This window comes from Geomonas limicola (assembly GCF_014193675.1).
GTDB lineage: Bacteria > Desulfobacterota > Desulfuromonadia > Geobacterales > Geobacteraceae > Geomonas > Geomonas limicola.
Genome location: NZ_BLXZ01000003.1, coordinates 711,098 through 729,420, shown reverse-complemented (window position 1 = coordinate 729,420; position 18,323 = coordinate 711,098). Strand labels below are relative to the sequence as shown.

Here is an 18,323-nt window from a genome sequence, read left to right as displayed (position 1 = left end):
CCCGCGCCCTTGCGGGGGATGTGCCAAAGTTCTGTGTTTGAAATTGTTAATGGTTTTCCCGTAGACCTTGGCCGGCAGGTCAGGAAAAGGACACTGCCTGTCCAGAAATGGTACCTTCGTGCCCACGGTTTATGTGCGTACGGAAATATTCTTGCTAAGGTGTCTCCATCGGGTTGAAATATGTTCGTACGGTAATAATGGTTGACAGTTTGGGTTGAATCTGCATAGTTTGTTCGTACGGATAAATGGAGGGTGTGGTGGGAGCGACTAACGACGATACGGGGAAGGATGGCGGTTACGGCAGGATCGCCAGCGTGGAGCAGCTAGGCCGCGTGATCCGGCTGAAGCGGAAGGAGATCGGGCTCAGGCAGGAGGTGGCAGCGGGAATGACCGGCGTCGGCACCAAGTTCCTCTCCCAGCTGGAGAACGGGAAGGAGACCGCCGAGCTGGGCAAGGCCCTGCAGGTCCTGAAAAAACTGGGGCTGGAACTCTACGTCTTCCCGAGATCCGCTGATCCATTGAAGGAGCACTAGATGCCGGAAATTCTCCAGGTCCATTGGAACGGACGGCTGGTGGGCGAACTGAATCGTGAGGGCGCCCGGCTCGGCTTCCGGTACGCCGAGGCGTACCGGAACCTCGCAGGGGCCCTGCCGCTTTCGCGCCTTTTGCCCCTGCGCGAGGAGCCCTTCGACGATACCGCAGCGCGGGCCTTTTTCGCCAACCTGCTGCCGGAAGGGGAGGTGCGCCGCCAGGTGGCGCGACAGCTCGGCCTCTCCATGGAGAACGTGTTCGGCCTCCTGGAAGCGATCGGCGGGGACTGCGCCGGTGCCGTCTCCCTGCTGAAACCGGGGGAGCTTCCGGAGACCTTGGGGCACTACCGGCCCATCTCTCCCGAGGAGCTTTCCCGAGATCTCGCGGACCTGCCGAGCCATCCACTTCTGGCCGGCGAAGAGGGGGTCCGGCTCTCTCTGGCCGGTGCCCAGAACAAGCTCCCGCTCTACGTGGAGGGAGGCAATTTCTTCGTGCCCGAGGGGGGCGCCCCGTCCTCCCACATCCTGAAAACCCCCATCGAGCGGCTAGAAAATACGGTGGTGAATGAGGCGTTCTGTATGAACCTCGCCGAGCGGGTCGGCCTTCCGGTTCCGAAGGCTCAGGCGCTGGAGGTTGCCGGCCAGCCGGTCTACCTGGTTGAGCGCTATGACCGTATCCGGCTTTCCTCCGGCGGCATCGAGCGGCTGCACCAGGAGGACTTTTGCCAGGCGTTGGGGGTGCTCCCCGAGATGAAATACGAGCAGGAAGGCGGCCCCGGCTTCGCGGATTGCTTCCGCCTGATTGAGGTGTGGAGCGCCGAGCCGACTCTCGATGCGCTCAACCTTCTTAAGTGGGCGCTGTTCAATTTCCTGATCGGAAATGCCGACGCCCATGCCAAGAACCTCTCCCTCCTCTACGGTGCGGGGACCGTCAGGCTGGCCCCGTTCTACGACCTCTTGAGCACCGCCGTCTACCCGGGACTCAACAACAGGTTCGCGATGAAGCTGGGGGGGCAGAAGGATCCTCGCTACTTGGCGCCCACTCACTTCCAGAGCTTTGCCTCCGAGGCGGGCATCGGAAAACGCGTCGTTCGGGCGCAGCTTCTTGAACTGTGCGACCGGGTCTCCACGGAGATCAGTCCCCTGGCTGACGCCTTTGAAAGCGCCGGTCCGGATACCGGCATCGTGGCCAAGATCGCCAAGGTAGCCGAGCAGAGGATGCGGCAGGCGCGCGTCCTCGTTACCTGATTCCCTGGCAGAAACAGAGCCAATTTCTTCCCCGCATCCCTTGGCGTTGACCGTCCTTACGCATCGAAAATAAAAACGGCGGGTGTTTCACCTGCCACCGTGACTTTCGCGTATTCCGTTTCTAATTGTGGGGTGCCATGGAGCTTCGGCATCGTCGTGCCCGTCTAATTTGTTCTCCAAGAGTTGAAAAGGCTCCTGATCCGTTCGATCTCGTTGGTGCTCGGCTCGTTGAATTGCTCCTCCATTTTTTCGCCCAAGGTCATCACCAAGGTGAAGTTCCCGCAAGATTTTTTTCAGAAATGTCACCCGTTCCTGTAGGGTGCGGGCCTTATTTTCACGGTCCAGTGCATCGAGTTGCCTCGGCTATTTACCTCGTTGCAGGTGCTCTTGCGTCCCCTTGCAAAGGCCAGTACACGGCCTGCAATTTCGGGGGTAGTCGAAAGTTGAAGAGCATCTTTTTCATACGCGAGCCTCCCGGGCCGGACGCGTCAAGGTGTATAACAAATGTTCACTACTTTTTCGGTGTAAAATCGGATAGTTGCTACAGGAGCAGCGGCTCTGGTGTTATACATTTGTACTACATGCTTTTCTGTGATTCCAACCACTTGAACCATGTGGGTAGCCCGCGAGGCTGCGTCTGGTGTGGATGAAATTGGAACGTAGCGTAGCGAAGTCCGCCTTTGACTGCTCTAGCCTACCAGACCTCACTCGGCTAACTCGCATAAACCAATACAGTTCCCAGGGCACACACACCGGAGGAGATCGCCCGCTGCTAAATATTCTTCGGTTCGGAAGGTACCTCGTTCCAAACCGGTCAGGTGATGCATCTCAACTAAGGCACTGTCGTCGGCGGCCTTACGTTTGGGAACGGTGCCCCCACAAAAGTACCGCCCTCCTTTCCTCAGGGGCGGAAGTGGCTCTCGCTCCCATCGAAGCCAGAGCTGGGAGGACTCCGGCCCAGTCCGATGAGCGATCAGGGAGGAGATGATTTGCAGGCACCCTGGCACGTTGATGATCTGAATCTCTGAGCCGCTGCTGAAGTCTCACCCCAGGTAATCGGCAAGTCCCATGCAGCCCGTCGCATTACCTTCCATGGCGTGAATGCCGCCGTAGGTGGAGCAGGTGCCGGCGGTCACCACGGCGAGCGCGCCGGGCCTGAGGCGGCCGATCCAGTCATTGAGCTTGATGGGGGCTACGGTAACAGCTCGCCGTGTGCCGCCTAGTGAAACGGGGTCACGAAGTCGTCCACCGTAGTCCTTGGAGAGCACCTAGGCGAACCTTGGGAAGACCCAGGACCAGCCCGAGTACAGTCTGCTCGATGGAGGGAAGCGCCACTGTGGTGACCGAGACCGAATCGCCGTCGCAGCTCATCCCCTCCGAGATCCACAGGATATGAACCTCGTCGATGCTGCTTTTGGTCTGCCGTGTCATGATTACCTCCTTTACCGGTTGCAGGTTCCGGTAGCGGGCTTCATAGGGAAGCGCGCTAGGTCGGGCAGCTGTTGATCCCTTTGGCATTTCGCTGTAGTGCCCGCCGCAGGCCGGGGCCACTCGGCTGTGTATTTGGTTGGTTGGAGAATGATAATGCTGCATAGTGGGTGTCGCGAGGGGGTACAAGAGTTGAGCTTGCTGCAGAGGGGATATTAACCGGGGGCAGTGACGATCTGAAGGTCGCTCCGGAGGAATGGAGAAGGTCCAGGAGAAAACAGAGATGGACGCCGTGGTGGTGCATGGCGTAGGTAGTTCACCCGCGGATCTCGGCTGACCGGTATCACATTTAAATTGGGATACTTTAGGATAAGGTTGTCCTATGGGTTCCCGCGAGATCGCCTGCTGTAGGGCAAATATGGAAGCCGGTGGGACAATTGTGTTTTCGGAGCTTCGCAAGAATCCGTGGAGTGATCATCCTAAAGGATGCTGGAAATTACATTAAAATTATAGGGGGCTAAGCGTTAATGTGCTATAAGGGAGCGAGCCGGTAACCCAAGGCAACGATGCAAAACGATATAGATTCAGAAGCGGAATAGCCATCTAGTACCAGAACTCCATCTGCTTTTCCTTGAGGTGTTTGCGGCTAACTTTTTTTGGCAGGAGGAGCAATCATGAAGATTTCGGCATTGCGAAATCCATACAGTAATTCGCTGGTCAATCCCTTTAAAAACTCCATGATAAATCCTGCCAAGAACTCCGTCATTAACCCATTGAAGAACTCAATATTAAACCCAGCCAAAAACAGTATGATAAATCCGCACAAAAACTCTCAGATAAATCCATTCAAGAACAGTACCATTAACCCTCACAAGAACTGTACACTCAACCCGTTCAAAAATAGCACCGTGAATCCTTTTAGAAATTCTACTGTGAATCCTTTTAAGGTGACAAATATTCCCGGTATGTACATTTTTGATTTAGAAGGCAATGTCACCAGCTTTACTGTTCCAGCGGATGAAATAGTGTCTCTAGTTTATGATCTCGAAGGAAATCCTAAATACTTTACTGTTAAGGCTACTGATGACGTTTTGCTCGAATATGATTTTGACGGCGTCTGGACTCAGCTATGGGTTTCTACCGAACAAGGGTTCAACATGTTTAACCTGGATGGGGCTTGGTCAGGTTTCTCGACCTGACGATAAAGAGGGACTATATTAAAACCACAAAAATGAGAGTTCAGACAAAATGAAAATGACATCTCTTGAACAGTTGCACCAAAGCATGAGGCGGATTAACTGCGAGATTCAACAATTCCAGCTCTCATCTGGCGGTGTTAGTTTTGACTGCCTGTTCTCTACACGGGATAGACCCAACTACACACTCTCTTTAACCTCACGCGGGAGTAATCCAAAGTTTTTCATTTTTCAAGTTGAGCGAGGCTATTGGATAAAACCATATTTTGCAGGGTTTTATTCTGAATTAGCGGAAGTTCTCAATACCGGTGCGAACTCTGGAAACACTCTAGCTCCCAAGGAATTTCTTGAAGGAATTAATAGAAAAATTCCGATCCAAGCATCCATAACGCGAAATCCGTCTACTGCTGAAATAATCCGGTTGAGGCCCGATATTACTGAGGACCGAGATCGGCCATATTTTGATACTTGGATTTCTTGGTCCAATGAAAGTGGTCGTGGGCCATCACCAGAAAACCAGCAAAAAACTCGTGTAGTGCTTGGGCTAAACGCACTTGAGCACAGTCTTAGAAATAATGCCTCATCAAAATGGAGTACCGTCGACTTAGGCAGGACCTGGGATAATTAAGGCCTGATGGCCCACGAGGGATCGAGGGGGGCACTGGGTGATGAAGATCTGTCAATAGAGTAGATAAACTTTTGACGCCAATGGGCGCAATTTCCGTGACCATTGAAAGCTAGGAAACTAAATCGTTAAATGCTGGGTGGTTACGCCGGCACCGAGAAAAAGGAGGTCAACGCATGAGCGATGCTAATTCGCTGATCAATTTGGGAGATATTTCTAAGCCAGCTACAGTTTTGATTGAAAAAATATCAAACGCGATTGGATGTTTATATCAGCCAACCCAAATTAAGCGAATCGCTCAAGCTGAAGCTGAAGCAGGAAAAATTAAAGCACTTGCTGAGGTTGAGGTGTCTGACATTCAGCGACGTGCTCTTGTAAGGGTCCTCACCCAAGAGGGGAAACGACAAGAAAACATAGAAAATATAACAGGAAATGCGACTGCAGATTTAAAAGAAGATGCGAATCCACAAGATATAGATGACGACTGGATTGCTCACTTTTTTGATAAGTGTAAAGACGTCTCTGGCTCTGAGATGCAAAGTTTATGGTCCCGGCTATTGGCTGGAGAGGCTAATAGACCAGGGAGTTACTCCAAAAGAACATTGGAACTTGTCTCAATACTTGAAAAAACTGATGCACACTTATTTTCAAAATTATGTTCTTTTGCCATTGCTGGTGGAGACACTTTTCCAATTATTCTTGATACTAATTCTACAATCTATACAGAACAGGGTATTACATTTTCTAGCTTAAATCATTTGGATTCACTCGGACTGATAAAGTTTGACAATATCCAAACCTTTTCACTTAATAATCTTCCACAGAATATTAATCTATCGTATTTTGGTATACCAATTGTCTTTAAACTTTTGTCAGAATCAAATAATAGTTTTGAAATCGGTAGGGTCGTGCTTACAAAAACTGGACAACAGCTAGCTCCTATCTGTGGGGCTGAAATCAACTTGGCTTTTTTAAAGTATATGATGGACGAGTACAAAAAGAGAGGCTATGGCGTGACTTCTGCATTTGGTTAAGGCACCCGTTGGCGATTTTGCCATCGCTAGCAGGTGGGGGGGAGGGGAAGACAGCAACACGAGGAACTTCAATGAAGATTTATCCCAAGAATGGTGACCTTGAGGTTTACACTGGAAAACGGATCGAACTCCAGAATGATCAGATTTGCATAAGAGGCTTAGTCAAAGGTGAAGGAAATTCTGTTGTTGCTTTGTCTTCAACAGAGGTCGGTCACCCTTGGCTTGTGGTTACTGATGATGGTGACGAGATAGAGGTTGCTCCAGACGGGAAATGGTCCCTTCGCCTCCTCGAAGGAGCTGACGGGGTTGGTTAATCAAACGTTCTAAGGGTTCGGATGTAAGTAAAAGTAGAGGCTTAAGCCGATGGCAAAGATAGCGGAAGGACAAGATCAGACAAAGGATCGAGAGCCAACCAAGCGGCGGGGGAAACCATGGAAAATCCCCTTCGGGCGTAGACCGCATCCAATCTATGTGTTTCTCCTGCTTGGCAGTGGTACCACCTTCGCCCCCACCCCCTCCAGCATCATCCGCTCGATTTCGTTGTCTATCATCTGCAGGGCTTCCCTCAGGTCGTCCACCCCGGTGGCATCGTAATATTTACCTGCTACTGTCGAGTCGATGTGATTGGTGAGTTTATCGGTGTCGGCATGGAGCTTGAGCCGCCGACCGATGGTGATGAAGGTGCGGCGCAGGGCGTGCACGGTGATCTCCAGGCCGGTGCGATCCCTGAGGGTTGCGGGTGATAACTGCACATGACCGGTCTTGCCAATGTCGTCCCGGACCGTGGGGAATACGTAAGGATTCCAGCCGTCGGCGAGCTCCTTGCGGCGGTTCAGGATCTCCCAGGTCTGCTGGGAGAGGGGGACGTGGAGCGCCTGGCGGTTCTTGGTGTCGGGGATCCGCATCTCTCGTTTCTCCAGGTTCACGTATTGCCAGCGCAGGCCTTCGGCCTCCGCGCGCCGCAAACCGTGGTACAGACAGATGAGCAGGCAGTCGAAGATTGCCGGGTGGAAGCTCTGGATCCTCTGGTAGAACTGCTGGAAGTCGCCTCCTTGCAGGCACTCGGAGCGGGCGTTGATCCGCTTCATGATGTTCATGCCTGGCATGGTGAGGACAGCAAAGGGATTCCGGTCGAACACTGCCGGATACTTGACGGTGGCGTACCCGACGATGGACTTCAGGATGGTGAAGGCGTTGCGGGCCGCGAAGGCTCCAGAGGAGTTCTCCACCTGCTTGTAGCGGTTTATGATGGTGTCCGGCTTCAGGTTGGCGATCTCCGGTAGGGTGAGGGGAAGCCAGGTCGGGAAAAGCCTCAATATGATCGCGTTGGCCCCATCGACGGTGGAGCGCTTGTAGTCGTGGCCGGTCTTGGTGCGCTTCTCGGTGTAGTAGGCCAGGAGCATGTCGTGGAGGGTGATGTCGGAGCCAACGAGGAACACGTTGGTCTTGAGTTCCAATCGCTTCCCGGGGATGAACACCACCTTGCCGTGGACTTCTTCCTGGCGCCCGAGGAGCTGCTTGCGGGCCTCCTCCAGGGTTATCTCTCCGTAGCGCCCCAAGGTGTGCCTGACCGTTCGGTAGCCCGTGGGCCTGCTGGGATCCTTGACGTCTACCTGTACCACGAACGTCTTGGTTCTGATCCCGACCACCAGGCCGAAACCCGGGTTGGTGATGTCCCAGTAGCTGACCTGCCCCTTGGTGGTAAAGGGGATCTGATCGAGGTTCCTCTTGGTGAACGATATCCTGTGATTCATAACGCCTCCGCGGCTAAGCAGGACCATTTTGTTCAAGCCGCAAAAAGCAGGATATAAGTAAGAAGAAAACCAAAAAACCTGCTTAAGCCTGATGAGATCGTAGCAGGTCGGGGTGGGGGGTGTCAACTTTAAGTGCCCGAAATTTAAATAGAAATATACAGGTGTGCTAAAGGGTACTAATGGGTAAAAAGGTGGGGAATTTGTACTCGCTCAACAAGATCATCTAGAAAAATGCGGGAGAGTTCTCCTCTTCCCGGAGATCGAAAAAGGCCGACACTCGCATGGGTGTCGGCCTTTTTTTGTCCCCGCCCAATGAGAGAGGCTACCTCGCGGGGTCTTTCGACTTACCACCTGGTGCGCAGCTCGTGAACAAAGCAGTGGCGCCCTATTTCTTGGATTGCTCTAATTCAGATCGGTTGCGCCTGGCATGGATTTTGATGTGCTGCTGTTAATGTTTTTAAACGCCAGTTCTTCAAAGGAGGGATGCCATGGCACAGGAAATCCAAGCGACCGTTGCCTCACCCGATTACGAGATCATCGGTAAAAAGTCCTGGACCGCCTACCTGCCCCTGTTTGTTGTTTCGTTGCTGGTCATCCTGTTTGTCGCGCCGGTGCTCACCCTTATTTCCCAACATCTGGCGGCTTTGTTTATCCTGGGCATCACCGTGCACATGATGTCCAGCGTACGGGCCTTGCAAAGCATCTACCTGTACTACGACAGTGCGGGAGTCTGGGTCAGTTACGGCTTCCTCCCCTGGAACCGGGGAGGCTATGGGGTGAAGTGGCGCGACCTCGAAGGGGCCGTCTACTACGCCAATTTTTCCAGCTGGATTTTCAAGTCCTATACCGTCCGCATCCGTCACCGCTTCGCCAAGACGAGCGAAATCTATCTCACTGATGTAGCTCGAGGAGATCTTGCGGTTTCCCGGATCAATGAACTGCATAGCTTGCTCATAGGCAATGGCGACCTCAGCTGAGTCAGCGACGGTTGCAAACAAGAACGGCGCCCTTTTACAGGCGCCGTTTTTGTTTGTGGTAACTCGAGAGGATTCCGCGGCGCAGGCCGCGCAGTCGAGAGAGTCGGACTAGTCGATCAGGGTGAAACGATCCTTCACCGCGCCGCAGACCTCGCACTTGTCCTGCGCCTGGTCGTACACGGTGTGACCGCAGATCTCGCAGACGTAGACCGGACGGTTGGCCAGGTCTCCGCCACCCTGAACTGCTTCAAGGGCCGCGTTGTAGAGGTCGTAGTGCACCTTCTCGACGGCAAGCGCGTTGCGGAAGGAGATTTCGGCCGGTTTGTTCCCTTCCTGCTGGGCCTCTGCGAGGTAGGGCGGGTACATGGTCTCGAATTCGAACCCTTCGCCGGCAACGGCAGTCTTGAGGTTTTCAAGGGTGCTGTTGATGCCGCCCATGGCGCGCAGGTGGGCGTGGGCATGAACGGTCTCGGCGTGGGCCGCGGCGCGGAAAAGTTTGGCGACCTGGGGGTAGCCGTCTTTTTCTGCCTGCTTGGCGAATGCGAGATACTTGCGGTTGGCCTGGCTTTCGCCGGCAAAGGCACCTGCGAGATTTTCTTTGGTTGCCATCTAGTTACTACCTCCTTGGAAATGGGTGGGTGATCCACCTGGTGTTAACAGTGTCATGACTGCAGCAGCTGAAACCTCGCCCTCTTATCGACATCCCTTCCCGACAACTGAATCCCCAATTTTGCCGAGTGAGTTCATAGCACGCAGAACTTTCCATCCCTTTTGGACCAGGGGCTCGGGTGTGCAACTCAACAGGCTATTACATACGTTGTCGCCGTTCGTCCGAACAGGGGGACTTCCTCCGCCAAATGCCTTTCCCCTTGGGGCTTTAAGGTAGTAAGCGCGTACGCTAAGGGGGCAGGCACCTCGTGGAGCCCGTCCCCTCTGCCGAAGGTAAACGATTACGACCGCGAAAAAGTGATCTGGCGGAAACGGTGGGGCGTTAACTGCTGCAGTTGCTGCAGAGACCGTAGTACTCGAAGCGTATGTCGTGCACCTTGAAGCCGGTGTGCTGCTCTACCACGTTCGGCGGGACCAGCGAGCTGTCCGAGAAGTCCTCTATCTTGCCGCAGCGGGTGCAGATGAGGTTCAGGTGGTCGTCGGTGTCGCGGTCATAGCGGTTGTCCACCCCTTCGAACTCGAGTTCCTTCACCAGCCGCAACCGTTTAAGGACTGCGAGCGTTGCATAGACGGTGGAGAGGCTGATGTTCGGATGTTCCTCACGGCAGGCTTGGTAGATGTCGAGCGCGGAGGGGTGGCTGCGATCCCTGGTGATGATCTCGATGATGCTGCGTCGCTGGGGTGTCAGCTTGCAACCGCTTTTCCTGAGCCCTTCGAGCATGGATTGTTTGATGGCTGGACCGTTAATGGCGGCCTCCCTAATCAGGAATGGTTCCTGATTGGATTGATAAATACAGCCAGCCAGTCAGGTTGTCAAGGCATTTTGTCTGGTGCGGTGATGTGCCGGGGGGGAGGATTGGCAGAACGGAAACTCGGGGAGGGGGGAGCCAGCACAGGCCACCCGTTAGGTGGCCTGTGCTGTGGGCGGGAGAGGCTACGGTCAGTGGCCCGGTTTTTCCAGCGCCCTCAAGGTTGCCTGGGCCTCCTCCAGTTTCAACTTGAGCGCCTTTACCCGGTCGAGTTGCGCCTGGTCGGCACCTTCCTGTTTCAGGGCGGCCTGGAGCTTCTTGATCTTGTACTGCAGAGTGTCGACGTCCTGCGCGCAGTTCTTGAGCAGCATGTCGCACTCCTTGGCGCAGTCCATGTTGCTCATATCGTGCTGGGCGGCGTGCTCGCCGGTGTGCTCCATTGCCAGCGCGGGTACTGCGGAGAAAAGGGCGATGGCCATAAGTGCGGTGAGTGCTTTTTTCATGTCTTGGTGCCTCCTTGGGAGTCGTTTTGTCTGGGCGGCGATTGAATCCATCGCGTGGTGGCAACCGCCTCGTCGTATGATGTGATACTTATCACGTCCCGTGCCAAGCCAAGATGTGTTGTCATTTCGGTGGTTTTGATAAAACGTGCGGAGCTGGGGGAACCTGCTGGCGTAAGATACTCCACAGGCAGCGTAGAATAGTCTGCTCTTTTTGGGGCAAGAGGGGAGCCGGGCAAAAAAAAGGCCGTCCGGATCGGGACGGCCTGGAGCGGCAGGAGGGGGAAACGTATCTGCAGGGCTTGCCTACTTCGTGGACTCGGACGCCGGTTCGGGATGTACCCCCCAGGAGGCCAGTTCGTCCAGCACCCGGCCCACCAGAGGTTCGAGCTGTGCCCGGACTGGCGGTGTCAACTCGAGTGCCATCTCCACCGATTGCGGCTGGACACCCAGAAGGACGGTCTCCTGCGGCACCTCTCCCACCAGCGAGGCGACCGTCAGCAGGTCCTTGAGCCCCATCTGGTGCGGCGAAAGCTTGGTCTCGAGCGCCAGCGGGATATCTTCTCCGGTGAGCCGAACTAGCGTCCCGGGGGCTTGAGCGGTGTCCACCGCATCCACGATAACAAGCCGCCGGGCTTGGCCGATCTGGGGCAACAGGTCGAGCCCCAGCGTCCCGCCGTCCAAGACGGTAACCTGCTCGGGAAACCGGTAGCGCTCGGCAAGCGACTGCACCACCCGGACGCCGATGCCGTCGTCGCTCATCACCAGGTTGCCGATCCCCAGCACCAGAATTTCCATCTACCCCTCTTTGCGCACGGCCTTGTAGCCGCTGAAGATGCTGGACATGACGCCCCCTTTCTCCTTCACGTCCATGAGCCAGGCGCTGTAGACGTGGTGGATGGCAAACGCAATCAGAAACCACATGGTCAGGTGGTGGGTGAGGCGCAGCCCCTGGTTGGTGAAGATCACCATGAGCCAGCCAAACAGCTTGTGCGTTGCCCCCAGGGGGGCGTGCTCCGAGTACAGGGTGAACCCGGTGACGATCATGGTCAGGTAGAGCAGAAATACCACGAAGTAGGCGGTGCCGGCGAGGGAATTGTGCCCCACCACGTGCGGCGCCTTGCGGCTAATGAAGGTGTAGTAGCGCAAGGTGTCGAGCATCCCGCGGCGCCCTTCGGCGCTTGAAAAGGGGAGAAACTCGCGCCACGAGGCGTAACGGTTGCCGATCAGCGACCAGTAAAGGCGGCTTACCACGCTGACGGTAAAGGTGTAGGCCGCCACGAAGTGGACGAAGCGGATCCAGCCCATCAGGTAGTCCGAGGTGGACAGGGTGAAAAGTTTCGGATTGCCGATCAGGAGCCCGGTGCAGCTCAAGAGGGCGATGCAGATCACGTTCACCCAGTGGGTCACCCGGACCGGCACTTCCCAGACGTATTTCTCGTACAGGTTTGCCATGGCGCACCTCCTAGAGCACCTTGACCCGAACCAGCTCGTTGCCGGTGTGGTCGAGCACGTGGACCGCACAGGCGAGGCAGGGGTCGAAGGAGTGGATGGTCCTCAGGATCTCCAGCGGCTTGGCGGGATCGGCGAGCGGGGTGCCGATCAGGGCCGCCTCGTAGGGCCCGCGCTGTCCCTTGGCGTCACGCGGCGACGCGTTCCAGGTCGAGGGGACCACCGCCTGGTAGTTCTCGATCTTGCCGTCCTTGATCTTGATCCAGTGCCCCAGCGCGCCGCGTGGCGCCTCGTGCCAGCCGTAGCCGGCCGCTTGTGCCGGCCAGTTGGCCGGATCCCACTTCTCTCCGGCATGCGCCCGCAGGTCCCCCTTGCCGATGTTGTCCACCAACTGGTCGAGCCAGGTGGGGAGCGCCTCGGCGACCAGCAGGCAGTCGATGCCGCGTGCGGCGGTCCGGCCGAGGGTCGAGAAGAGCGCCTCCGGTCCTACCCCCAGCTTCTTCAGGGTCCCGTTCACCGCATCCTGCACCTGCTTCTGTCCGGAGGCATACGCGACCAGCAGCCGGGCCAGCGGGCCCACCTCCATCGGGAGCTCCTGGTAGCGCGGCGCCTTCACCCAGGAGTACTTGTGGTCGGTGTCCAGGTGCTGGTAAGGGGGCATCGGCCCGGTATAGCGCTGATCGGTCTCCCCCTCCCAGGGGTGCAGGCCCCGGCCGGCTCCCCCTTGGTACTGGTACCAGGAGTGGTCCACATACTCGGCGATTTTTTCGTGGCTCACCGGGTGCACCTGCCCGAGCTCCTTGCCGATGATCGTCCCGGCGGGGAGCCACTGCTTGCCGCTCACCGGATCCGGGTACTCCCCGTAGCTCAGGTAGTTGCCGACCCCGGCGCCGATCGCCGCCCACTCCTTATAGAAGGAGGCGACCGCCAACAGGTCCGGGATGTAGACCTTCTCGACGAACTCCTTGGAGCGGGCCAAGAGCCGGCGGATCTCGATGAGCTTGTCGGCGTTGAGCGCGTTCTGGGAATCCGGGTCGATGGGGATCGACATGCCGCCCACCAGGAAGGTCTGCGGGTGCGGGTTCTTGCTCCCCAGGATGGCGTGGATCCGGATGATGTCCTTTTGCCACTCGAGGGCCTCGAGGTAGTGCGCGGTGGCGAGCAGGTTCGCCTCGGGGGGGAGCTTGTAGGCGGGGTGCCCCCAGTAGGCGTTGGCGAAGGGGCCGAGCCTCCCCTTGGCGACGAAGGCTTTCACCTTGTCCTGCACCTCCTTGAAGTAGGTCGGGCTGTTCAGGGGCCACTCGGAGATGCTGGCGGCCAGTGCCGCGGTCTTCACCGGATCGGCCTTGAGCCCCGAGGTGATATCGACCCAGTCCAGGGCGTGCAGATGGTAGAAATGGATCACGTGGTCCTGCACGTTCTGGATGCCGATGATGATGTTGCGGATCAACTCGGCGTTGGGCGGGACCTTGATGTTGAGGGCGTTCTCCACCGCGCGTACCGAGGCGATCGAGTGCACGGTGGTGCAGACGCCGCAGAAACGCTGGGTGAAGTACCAGGCGTCACGCGGATCGCGCCCCTTGAGGATGGTCTCCACGCCGCGGAACATGGTGGAACTGCTCCAGGCGTCGGAAACCGTGTTGCCGTCCAGGGCTGCCTCGATGCGCAGGTGCCCTTCGATCCTGGTGATCGGGTCAATGACGATTTTGCTCATCTAGCGGTCCTCCTTGGCGCCTTCGCCGCTGTCGCCCTTTCTGAACGCGCTCACCACGCCGTGCGCCCCGAAGGCCACGGCAGTCCCCGCCGCTATCCCCATGCCGATCTTGTCGGCGCTCGATTCAATGCCGAAGCCGGGAACGTTGGGGAGCCGGTGGTAGATGGGTGTCATGGTGTCCCAGAACTGGGGTTGGGAACAGCCGCAGCAGCCGTGCCCGGAGGCGACCGGCCAGGAGGTCTTCTCGTTGAACTTTTGCGTCGGGCAGTTGTGGTAGGTCTCGGGCCCCTTGCACCCCATCTTGTACAGGCAGTGCCCCTTGGCGTGGGCGGGGTCCCCCCAGCTCTCCACGTACTGGCCGGCGTCGAAGTGGGCGCGCCGTTCGCAGTTGTCGTGGATCCTCTTGCCGTAGGCGAAGAGCGGGCGCCCGAGCGCATCGGTTGCCGGCAGCTTGTTGAAGACCAGGTAGTGCACCACGGTGGCGGTCAGGTTGTCGGCGTTCAAGGGGCACCCCGGGAGGTTCACCACCTTGGCCCCGGGGACTGCCTGGCTTACCCCGACCGCGCCGGTTGGGTTCGGGCGGGCGGCAGGAAGCCCGCCGTAGGAGGCGCAGGTGCCGACCGCCACGGTGGCGAGCGCGTTGCCGCAGACCTCGCGGGCGATGTCCACTGCGCTGCGCCCGGCGATGCAACAGTAGACCCCGGCATCCTTCATGGGGATGGAACCCTCCACGATGGCTATGTACTTCCCTTTCTGCTCGCGCACCACCTTGGCGAGCGCCTCCTCGGCCTGAAACCCGGCGGCCGCCATCACCGTCTCGTGGTAGTCGACCGAGAGGATGTCCAGGATCAGCTCGGCGACAGTCGGGTTGGCCGCGCGCAAAAGCGCCTCGGTGTCGCCGGCGCAGTCCTGGAACTCCAGCCAGACCAGGGTGGGGCGCTTCACCTCGTCGAGCGCCTGGGCGATGCGTGGTGCGAAACCCGCCGGCAGCGCCAGGGCTGCCGAGAGCGTGGTGCAGAACTTCATGAAGTCCCGCCGTGACACCCCCTTCTCTTCGAGTAGTTCTGATACGCTAAAAACATGTTCTACCGCACCGGTTGATGTCTCCCTTGTCGAGTCTCCCATCGGTGACTCCTCCTTTGGCGTGCAGTGTGCTAAATCTCTGCCGAGTCGGCAAAGATGGTGGTTGGCGCGGTAGGGCAGGGTGGGGGATGCTCGGTTGGGAAGTTGAGAACATTGTTTTACTAAAAATGAATTATTGTCAAGCGGGAAGTGTGAGAGGTTCGCGCGCTGGCACAAAAAAAGAGGGCCGATCTCTCGATCGGGCCCCCTTTATGACTCAGTCAGTCGGTTTTCAGGTGTGTGGCGTTATTGCTCGATTATTTCACAGTCGTCTTCGGGCCAGCTGTCCAGCGAACCGTCCGGCAGTTCCACCTGCACCGTGTCTCCTTCGATGGTGCAGCCGTAGGAAAGCCCGGTCTCGCCGGAGTTGCGGTTTCTCACCTTCACCCTTTGCTCTTTGCGTTCCGTGGTGTCGCAGATCTCTGAGTGTAGAGCTTTCATGATCACACCTCACGTAAGAGTTTCATTGATTCAAATGATAGCAGTTGCCCCGCAGTGTCGCAACCGGCCCGGGGAGACGGGAGTGTTTATTTCACCTTCCCTTTTCTGTGCTGGCCCAAAATCCCCCCAGTCCCCAGCCGGGGCGGCCGAGGCCGAAGCAGGCGTCCGGCAGGATCTGGGTTTCCTACGCGCCTGCCGGCGCACCGGGCGAATGGCTAAGCGCCCCTGCCCACCCTCATCCGCGGGATGCCCCCTAGGAACGCAAAAGGGCCCCGGTGCGAACACCGGGGCCCTTTTTTGCTGCTAGCTTGTTGCGACTAGTCGTTGTAGCCTTCCTCGTCTTCCGGGGTGAACTGCTCCCAGTGCTCCGGGGAGCGCCACAGGCCGGAGAGGATCAGCTCGCGGATGTGCAGGAACTCCTTGGGGAGCCTGTCGTACATCTTCACGAAGAGCTCCTCGTGGGAGAGGATCTCCTCCTTCCAGGTGTCGCGGTCGATGGACATGAGCTCCTTGAACTGATCGCGGCCCACGCCGTCCAGGCCTTCCCAGTCCAGCGCCTCGTAGCGCGGCATCCAGCCCAGCGGGCTCTCGACCGCTGCTCCCGCGCTCTTGCCCTGGGCCCTTTCCACGATCCACTTCAGGATGCGCATGTTCTCGCCGAAGCCCGGCCAGAGGAACTTGCCGTCCGCGTCCTTGCGGAACCAGTTGACGGAGAAGAGGCGCGGCGGGTTGGGGGTGGTGCGCCCGATCTGCAGCCAGTGGTTGAAGTAGTCGGCCATGTGGTAGCCGGTGAACGGCAGCATCGCGAACGGGTCGCGGCGCACGTTGCCCACGGCGCCCACGGCTGCCGCGGTGGTCTCCGAGCCCATGGTGGCAGCGAGGTAGACGCCGTAGCTCCAGTTAAAGGCCTGGTAGACCAGCGGGATCACGTTGTTGCGGCGGCCGCCGAACACGAAGGCGCGCATCGGCACCCCTTTGGGGTTCTCCCACTCGGGGTCGATAGAGGGGCACTGGCTGGCCGGCGAGGTGAAGCGGGAGTTCGGGTGGGCGGCGTTACGGCCGCAACCCTTGGTCCACGCGTTGCCCTGCCAGTCGGTGCACTTCTCCGGGGTCCAGTCCATCCCTTCCCACCAGACGTCGCCGTCTTCGGTGAGCGCCACGTTGGTGAAGATGGAGTTCTTGGCGCAGGAGTGCATGGCGTTGGGGTTGGATTTGAAGGAGGTGCCCGGCGCCACGCCGAAGAAGCCCGCTTCCGGGTTGATGGCGTAGAGCTGGCCGTCCGGACCCGGCTTGATCCAGGCGATGTCGTCACCTACGGTGGAGACTTTCCAACCGCTCTCCTGGAAGTGCTTGGGGGGTACCAGCATGGCGAGGTTGGTCTTGCCGCAGGCGCTCGGGAAGGCGGCGCCGATGTAGGTCTTCTCGCCTTCGGGGTTCTCGATCCCGAGGATCAGCATGTGCTCGGCGAGCCACCCCTCGTCCTTGGCGAGTTTGGAGGCGATCCTGAGCGCGAGGCACTTCTTGCCCAGAAGGGCGTTGCCGCCGTAGCCCGAGCCGAAGGACCAGATGGAGCGTTCCTCGGGGAAGTGCACGATGTACTTCTCTTTGTTGCAGGGCCAGGAGACGTCCTTCTGGCCCGGCTCGAGCGGCGCGCCCACCGAGTGCAGGCAGGGAACGAACTCGCCGGAATCACCCAGGACGTCGATCACCTTCTTGCCCATGCGGGTCATGATTTTCATGTTGACCGCAACGTAGGCGGAGTCGGAGATTTCAACGCCGATCTTGGCGATGTTGGAACCCAAGGGACCCATGGAGAAGGGGATCACGTACATGGTGCGCCCCTTCATGCACCCTTTGAACAGGCCGGTCAGGGTCTTCTTCATCTCCTTGGGGTTCACCCAGTTGTTGGTCGGGCCGGCGTCCTGCTTGGCCAGGCTGCAGATGAAGGTACGGTCCTCGACACGGGCCACGTCGCCGGGATCGGACCAGGCCAGGTAGCTGTTCGGGCGCTTCTCGGGGTTAAGCTTCCGGAAGGTGCCGGCTGCAACCAGCTCGCCGCACAGCCTGTCGTACTCCTCTTCGGAGCCGTCGCACCAGTAGATGTCTTTGGGCTGGCAAAGCTCGGCCACTTCCTTGACCCAGTCCAGCAGCTGTTGGTTCTTCACCTCGTAACTCATGCTCATTCCCTCCTTGTGTTGTTAGGACTCAAAGTATCTATTACAAGCTGTAACTTCGAAGTGCTTCAGGAAGCTCACAGGTGTCGCGATGTCCGGGTGCCGCGGCCGTCGTTGGGCGGCAAAAAAACAGCTGCCGGACGGATTCCGCCCCGGCGGCCGCGAGGGGCGACCGGGGTGTGGCTGTCGGCAGGTGCAGTCGGTAGGGAGAAGGAGGTTGTCCGGAAGATCGGCAGGTGCTACTGGCGGGCTAAGGCTTCAGCCGTCGTTGGGCGCGCTGTGTCTCAACCGGAAACGCTGTCTCCGGCTACATGGTTTTCGTGTGCGGTACTCTTAGGTGAAGCTGTGAACGTTGTGACACTGGATGTGGGATTGGATGGATCGTCATTGGCGGGAGTGATGGCCGGAGCTCTCGGCCGCTTTGACGATATGCTCGGATGTGCCTGTGCAGGGTGCTGGCATGGCGAGGTGGTTTTTCTGCTACTACGCCACGTTATCTCAGAACTCGTACACCGGTTTCTGTCATTGAGCGTCTGCCGTTCCCCTCCTGAGCCAAAAATTTTAATTATGACAAAGTAACACAACAGGTTTTAAAATCAAGTCTAAATTACGGGGGCTGCGCTCATTGACACGTCGTCTCTGTCTGCTAGACTTGTGCCCGAATTGCCGAAAAAACAGAGTGTCAGGGACCGTTTAGCTTTGTCAGTGAA

Annotated in this window: 19 protein-coding genes; 7 read left to right on the top strand and 12 right to left on the bottom strand. The window is 57.7% G+C overall.

Annotation, left to right across the window (positions count from 1 at the left end):
• Positions 1-257: 257 nt before the first annotated feature.
• A complete protein-coding gene (locus tag H7688_RS10310) occupies positions 258-533 on the top strand; it encodes a helix-turn-helix domain-containing protein (RefSeq protein ID WP_246329776.1) in 276 nt (91 codons plus the stop codon).
• Positions 534-1,778, top strand: a complete 1,245-nt coding sequence (locus tag H7688_RS10305) for a type II toxin-antitoxin system HipA family toxin (RefSeq protein ID WP_183360994.1) — start codon at positions 534-536, stop codon at positions 1,776-1,778.
• 1,043 nt (positions 1,779-2,821) lie between these two features.
• Here the strand turns inward: H7688_RS10305 and H7688_RS22985 are convergent.
• Together H7688_RS22985 and H7688_RS22980 are read right to left on the bottom strand one after the other, a co-directional pair.
• On the bottom strand, positions 2,822-3,046 hold the full coding sequence (locus tag H7688_RS22985) for an NADH-quinone oxidoreductase subunit B family protein (RefSeq protein WP_198424481.1): 225 nt from the start codon (positions 3,044-3,046) through the stop codon (positions 2,822-2,824).
• A complete protein-coding gene (locus H7688_RS22980) occupies positions 3,012-3,209 on the bottom strand; it encodes a hypothetical protein (protein WP_198424480.1) in 198 nt (65 codons plus the stop codon). Before H7688_RS22980 ends, H7688_RS22985 begins: the two co-directional genes overlap by 35 nt.
• A gap of 671 nt (positions 3,210-3,880) precedes the next feature.
• On the opposite strand from H7688_RS22980, the gene H7688_RS10295 reads away from it, so the two are divergent.
• The 4 genes from H7688_RS10295 to H7688_RS10280 all read left to right on the top strand — a co-directional run bounded on the left by H7688_RS10295 (position 3,881) and on the right by H7688_RS10280 (position 6,375).
• A complete protein-coding gene (locus H7688_RS10295; protein WP_183360993.1) occupies positions 3,881-4,405 on the top strand; it encodes a hypothetical protein in 525 nt (174 codons plus the stop codon).
• A gap of 49 nt (positions 4,406-4,454) precedes the next feature.
• Complete coding sequence (locus H7688_RS10290) at positions 4,455-5,030, top strand: DUF6037 family protein (RefSeq protein WP_183360992.1); 576 nt, start codon at positions 4,455-4,457, stop codon at positions 5,028-5,030.
• Positions 5,031-5,203: 173 nt separating this feature from the next.
• Positions 5,204-6,061 (top strand): DUF2806 domain-containing protein, encoded by an 858-nt coding sequence (locus tag H7688_RS10285; protein ID WP_183360991.1) that lies wholly within the window; start codon positions 5,204-5,206, stop codon positions 6,059-6,061.
• Positions 6,062-6,132: 71 nt separating this feature from the next.
• On the top strand, positions 6,133-6,375 hold the full coding sequence (locus tag H7688_RS10280; protein ID WP_183360990.1) for a hypothetical protein: 243 nt from the start codon (positions 6,133-6,135) through the stop codon (positions 6,373-6,375).
• A 153-nt stretch (positions 6,376-6,528) separates the two neighbouring features.
• Here H7688_RS10280 and H7688_RS10275 read toward each other — a convergent pair whose 3' ends face one another.
• Complete coding sequence (locus H7688_RS10275; RefSeq protein WP_183360989.1) at positions 6,529-7,815, bottom strand: tyrosine-type recombinase/integrase; 1,287 nt, start codon at positions 7,813-7,815, stop codon at positions 6,529-6,531.
• 488 nt (positions 7,816-8,303) lie between these two features.
• Here H7688_RS10275 and H7688_RS10270 point away from each other — a divergent pair, with 488 nt between their 5' ends.
• Positions 8,304-8,792, top strand: coding sequence for a hypothetical protein (locus H7688_RS10270; protein ID WP_183360988.1), 489 nt, complete (start codon positions 8,304-8,306; stop codon positions 8,790-8,792).
• 108 nt (positions 8,793-8,900) lie between these two features.
• On the opposite strand, the gene H7688_RS10265 is transcribed toward H7688_RS10270, so the two are convergent.
• From H7688_RS10265 to H7688_RS10225, 9 genes are all read right to left on the bottom strand, one after another.
• Positions 8,901-9,401 (bottom strand): rubrerythrin family protein, encoded by a 501-nt coding sequence (locus H7688_RS10265; protein WP_183360987.1) that lies wholly within the window; start codon positions 9,399-9,401, stop codon positions 8,901-8,903.
• Between the two features lie 382 nt (positions 9,402-9,783).
• The gene (locus tag H7688_RS10260; RefSeq protein WP_183360986.1) at positions 9,784-10,182 is read right to left on the bottom strand and encodes a Fur family transcriptional regulator; all 399 of its coding nucleotides are present in this window, start codon (positions 10,180-10,182) and stop codon (positions 9,784-9,786) included.
• Between the two features lie 219 nt (positions 10,183-10,401).
• Complete coding sequence (locus H7688_RS10255; RefSeq protein ID WP_183360985.1) at positions 10,402-10,713, bottom strand: hypothetical protein; 312 nt, start codon at positions 10,711-10,713, stop codon at positions 10,402-10,404.
• A 303-nt stretch (positions 10,714-11,016) separates the two neighbouring features.
• Positions 11,017-11,508, bottom strand: coding sequence for a HyaD/HybD family hydrogenase maturation endopeptidase (locus H7688_RS10250; protein WP_183360984.1), 492 nt, complete (start codon positions 11,506-11,508; stop codon positions 11,017-11,019).
• On the bottom strand, positions 11,509-12,165 hold the full coding sequence (cybH, locus tag H7688_RS10245) for a Ni/Fe-hydrogenase, b-type cytochrome subunit (RefSeq protein WP_183360983.1): 657 nt from the start codon (positions 12,163-12,165) through the stop codon (positions 11,509-11,511).
• Positions 12,166-12,175: 10 nt separating this feature from the next.
• Positions 12,176-13,876 carry a nickel-dependent hydrogenase large subunit gene (locus H7688_RS10240; RefSeq protein ID WP_183360982.1) on the bottom strand — a complete coding sequence of 567 codons (1,701 nt, stop codon included), beginning with the start codon at positions 13,874-13,876 and terminating at the stop codon, positions 12,176-12,178.
• The gene (locus H7688_RS10235) at positions 13,877-14,920 is read right to left on the bottom strand and encodes a hydrogenase small subunit (RefSeq protein ID WP_443093452.1); all 1,044 of its coding nucleotides are present in this window, start codon (positions 14,918-14,920) and stop codon (positions 13,877-13,879) included.
• 324 nt (positions 14,921-15,244) lie between these two features.
• Positions 15,245-15,439, bottom strand: a complete 195-nt coding sequence (locus tag H7688_RS10230; RefSeq protein ID WP_183360980.1) for a hypothetical protein — start codon at positions 15,437-15,439, stop codon at positions 15,245-15,247.
• 317 nt (positions 15,440-15,756) lie between these two features.
• Positions 15,757-17,622, bottom strand: coding sequence for a phosphoenolpyruvate carboxykinase (GTP) (locus tag H7688_RS10225; RefSeq protein WP_308470303.1), 1,866 nt, complete (start codon positions 17,620-17,622; stop codon positions 15,757-15,759).
• Positions 17,623-18,323 lie beyond the last annotated feature (701 nt).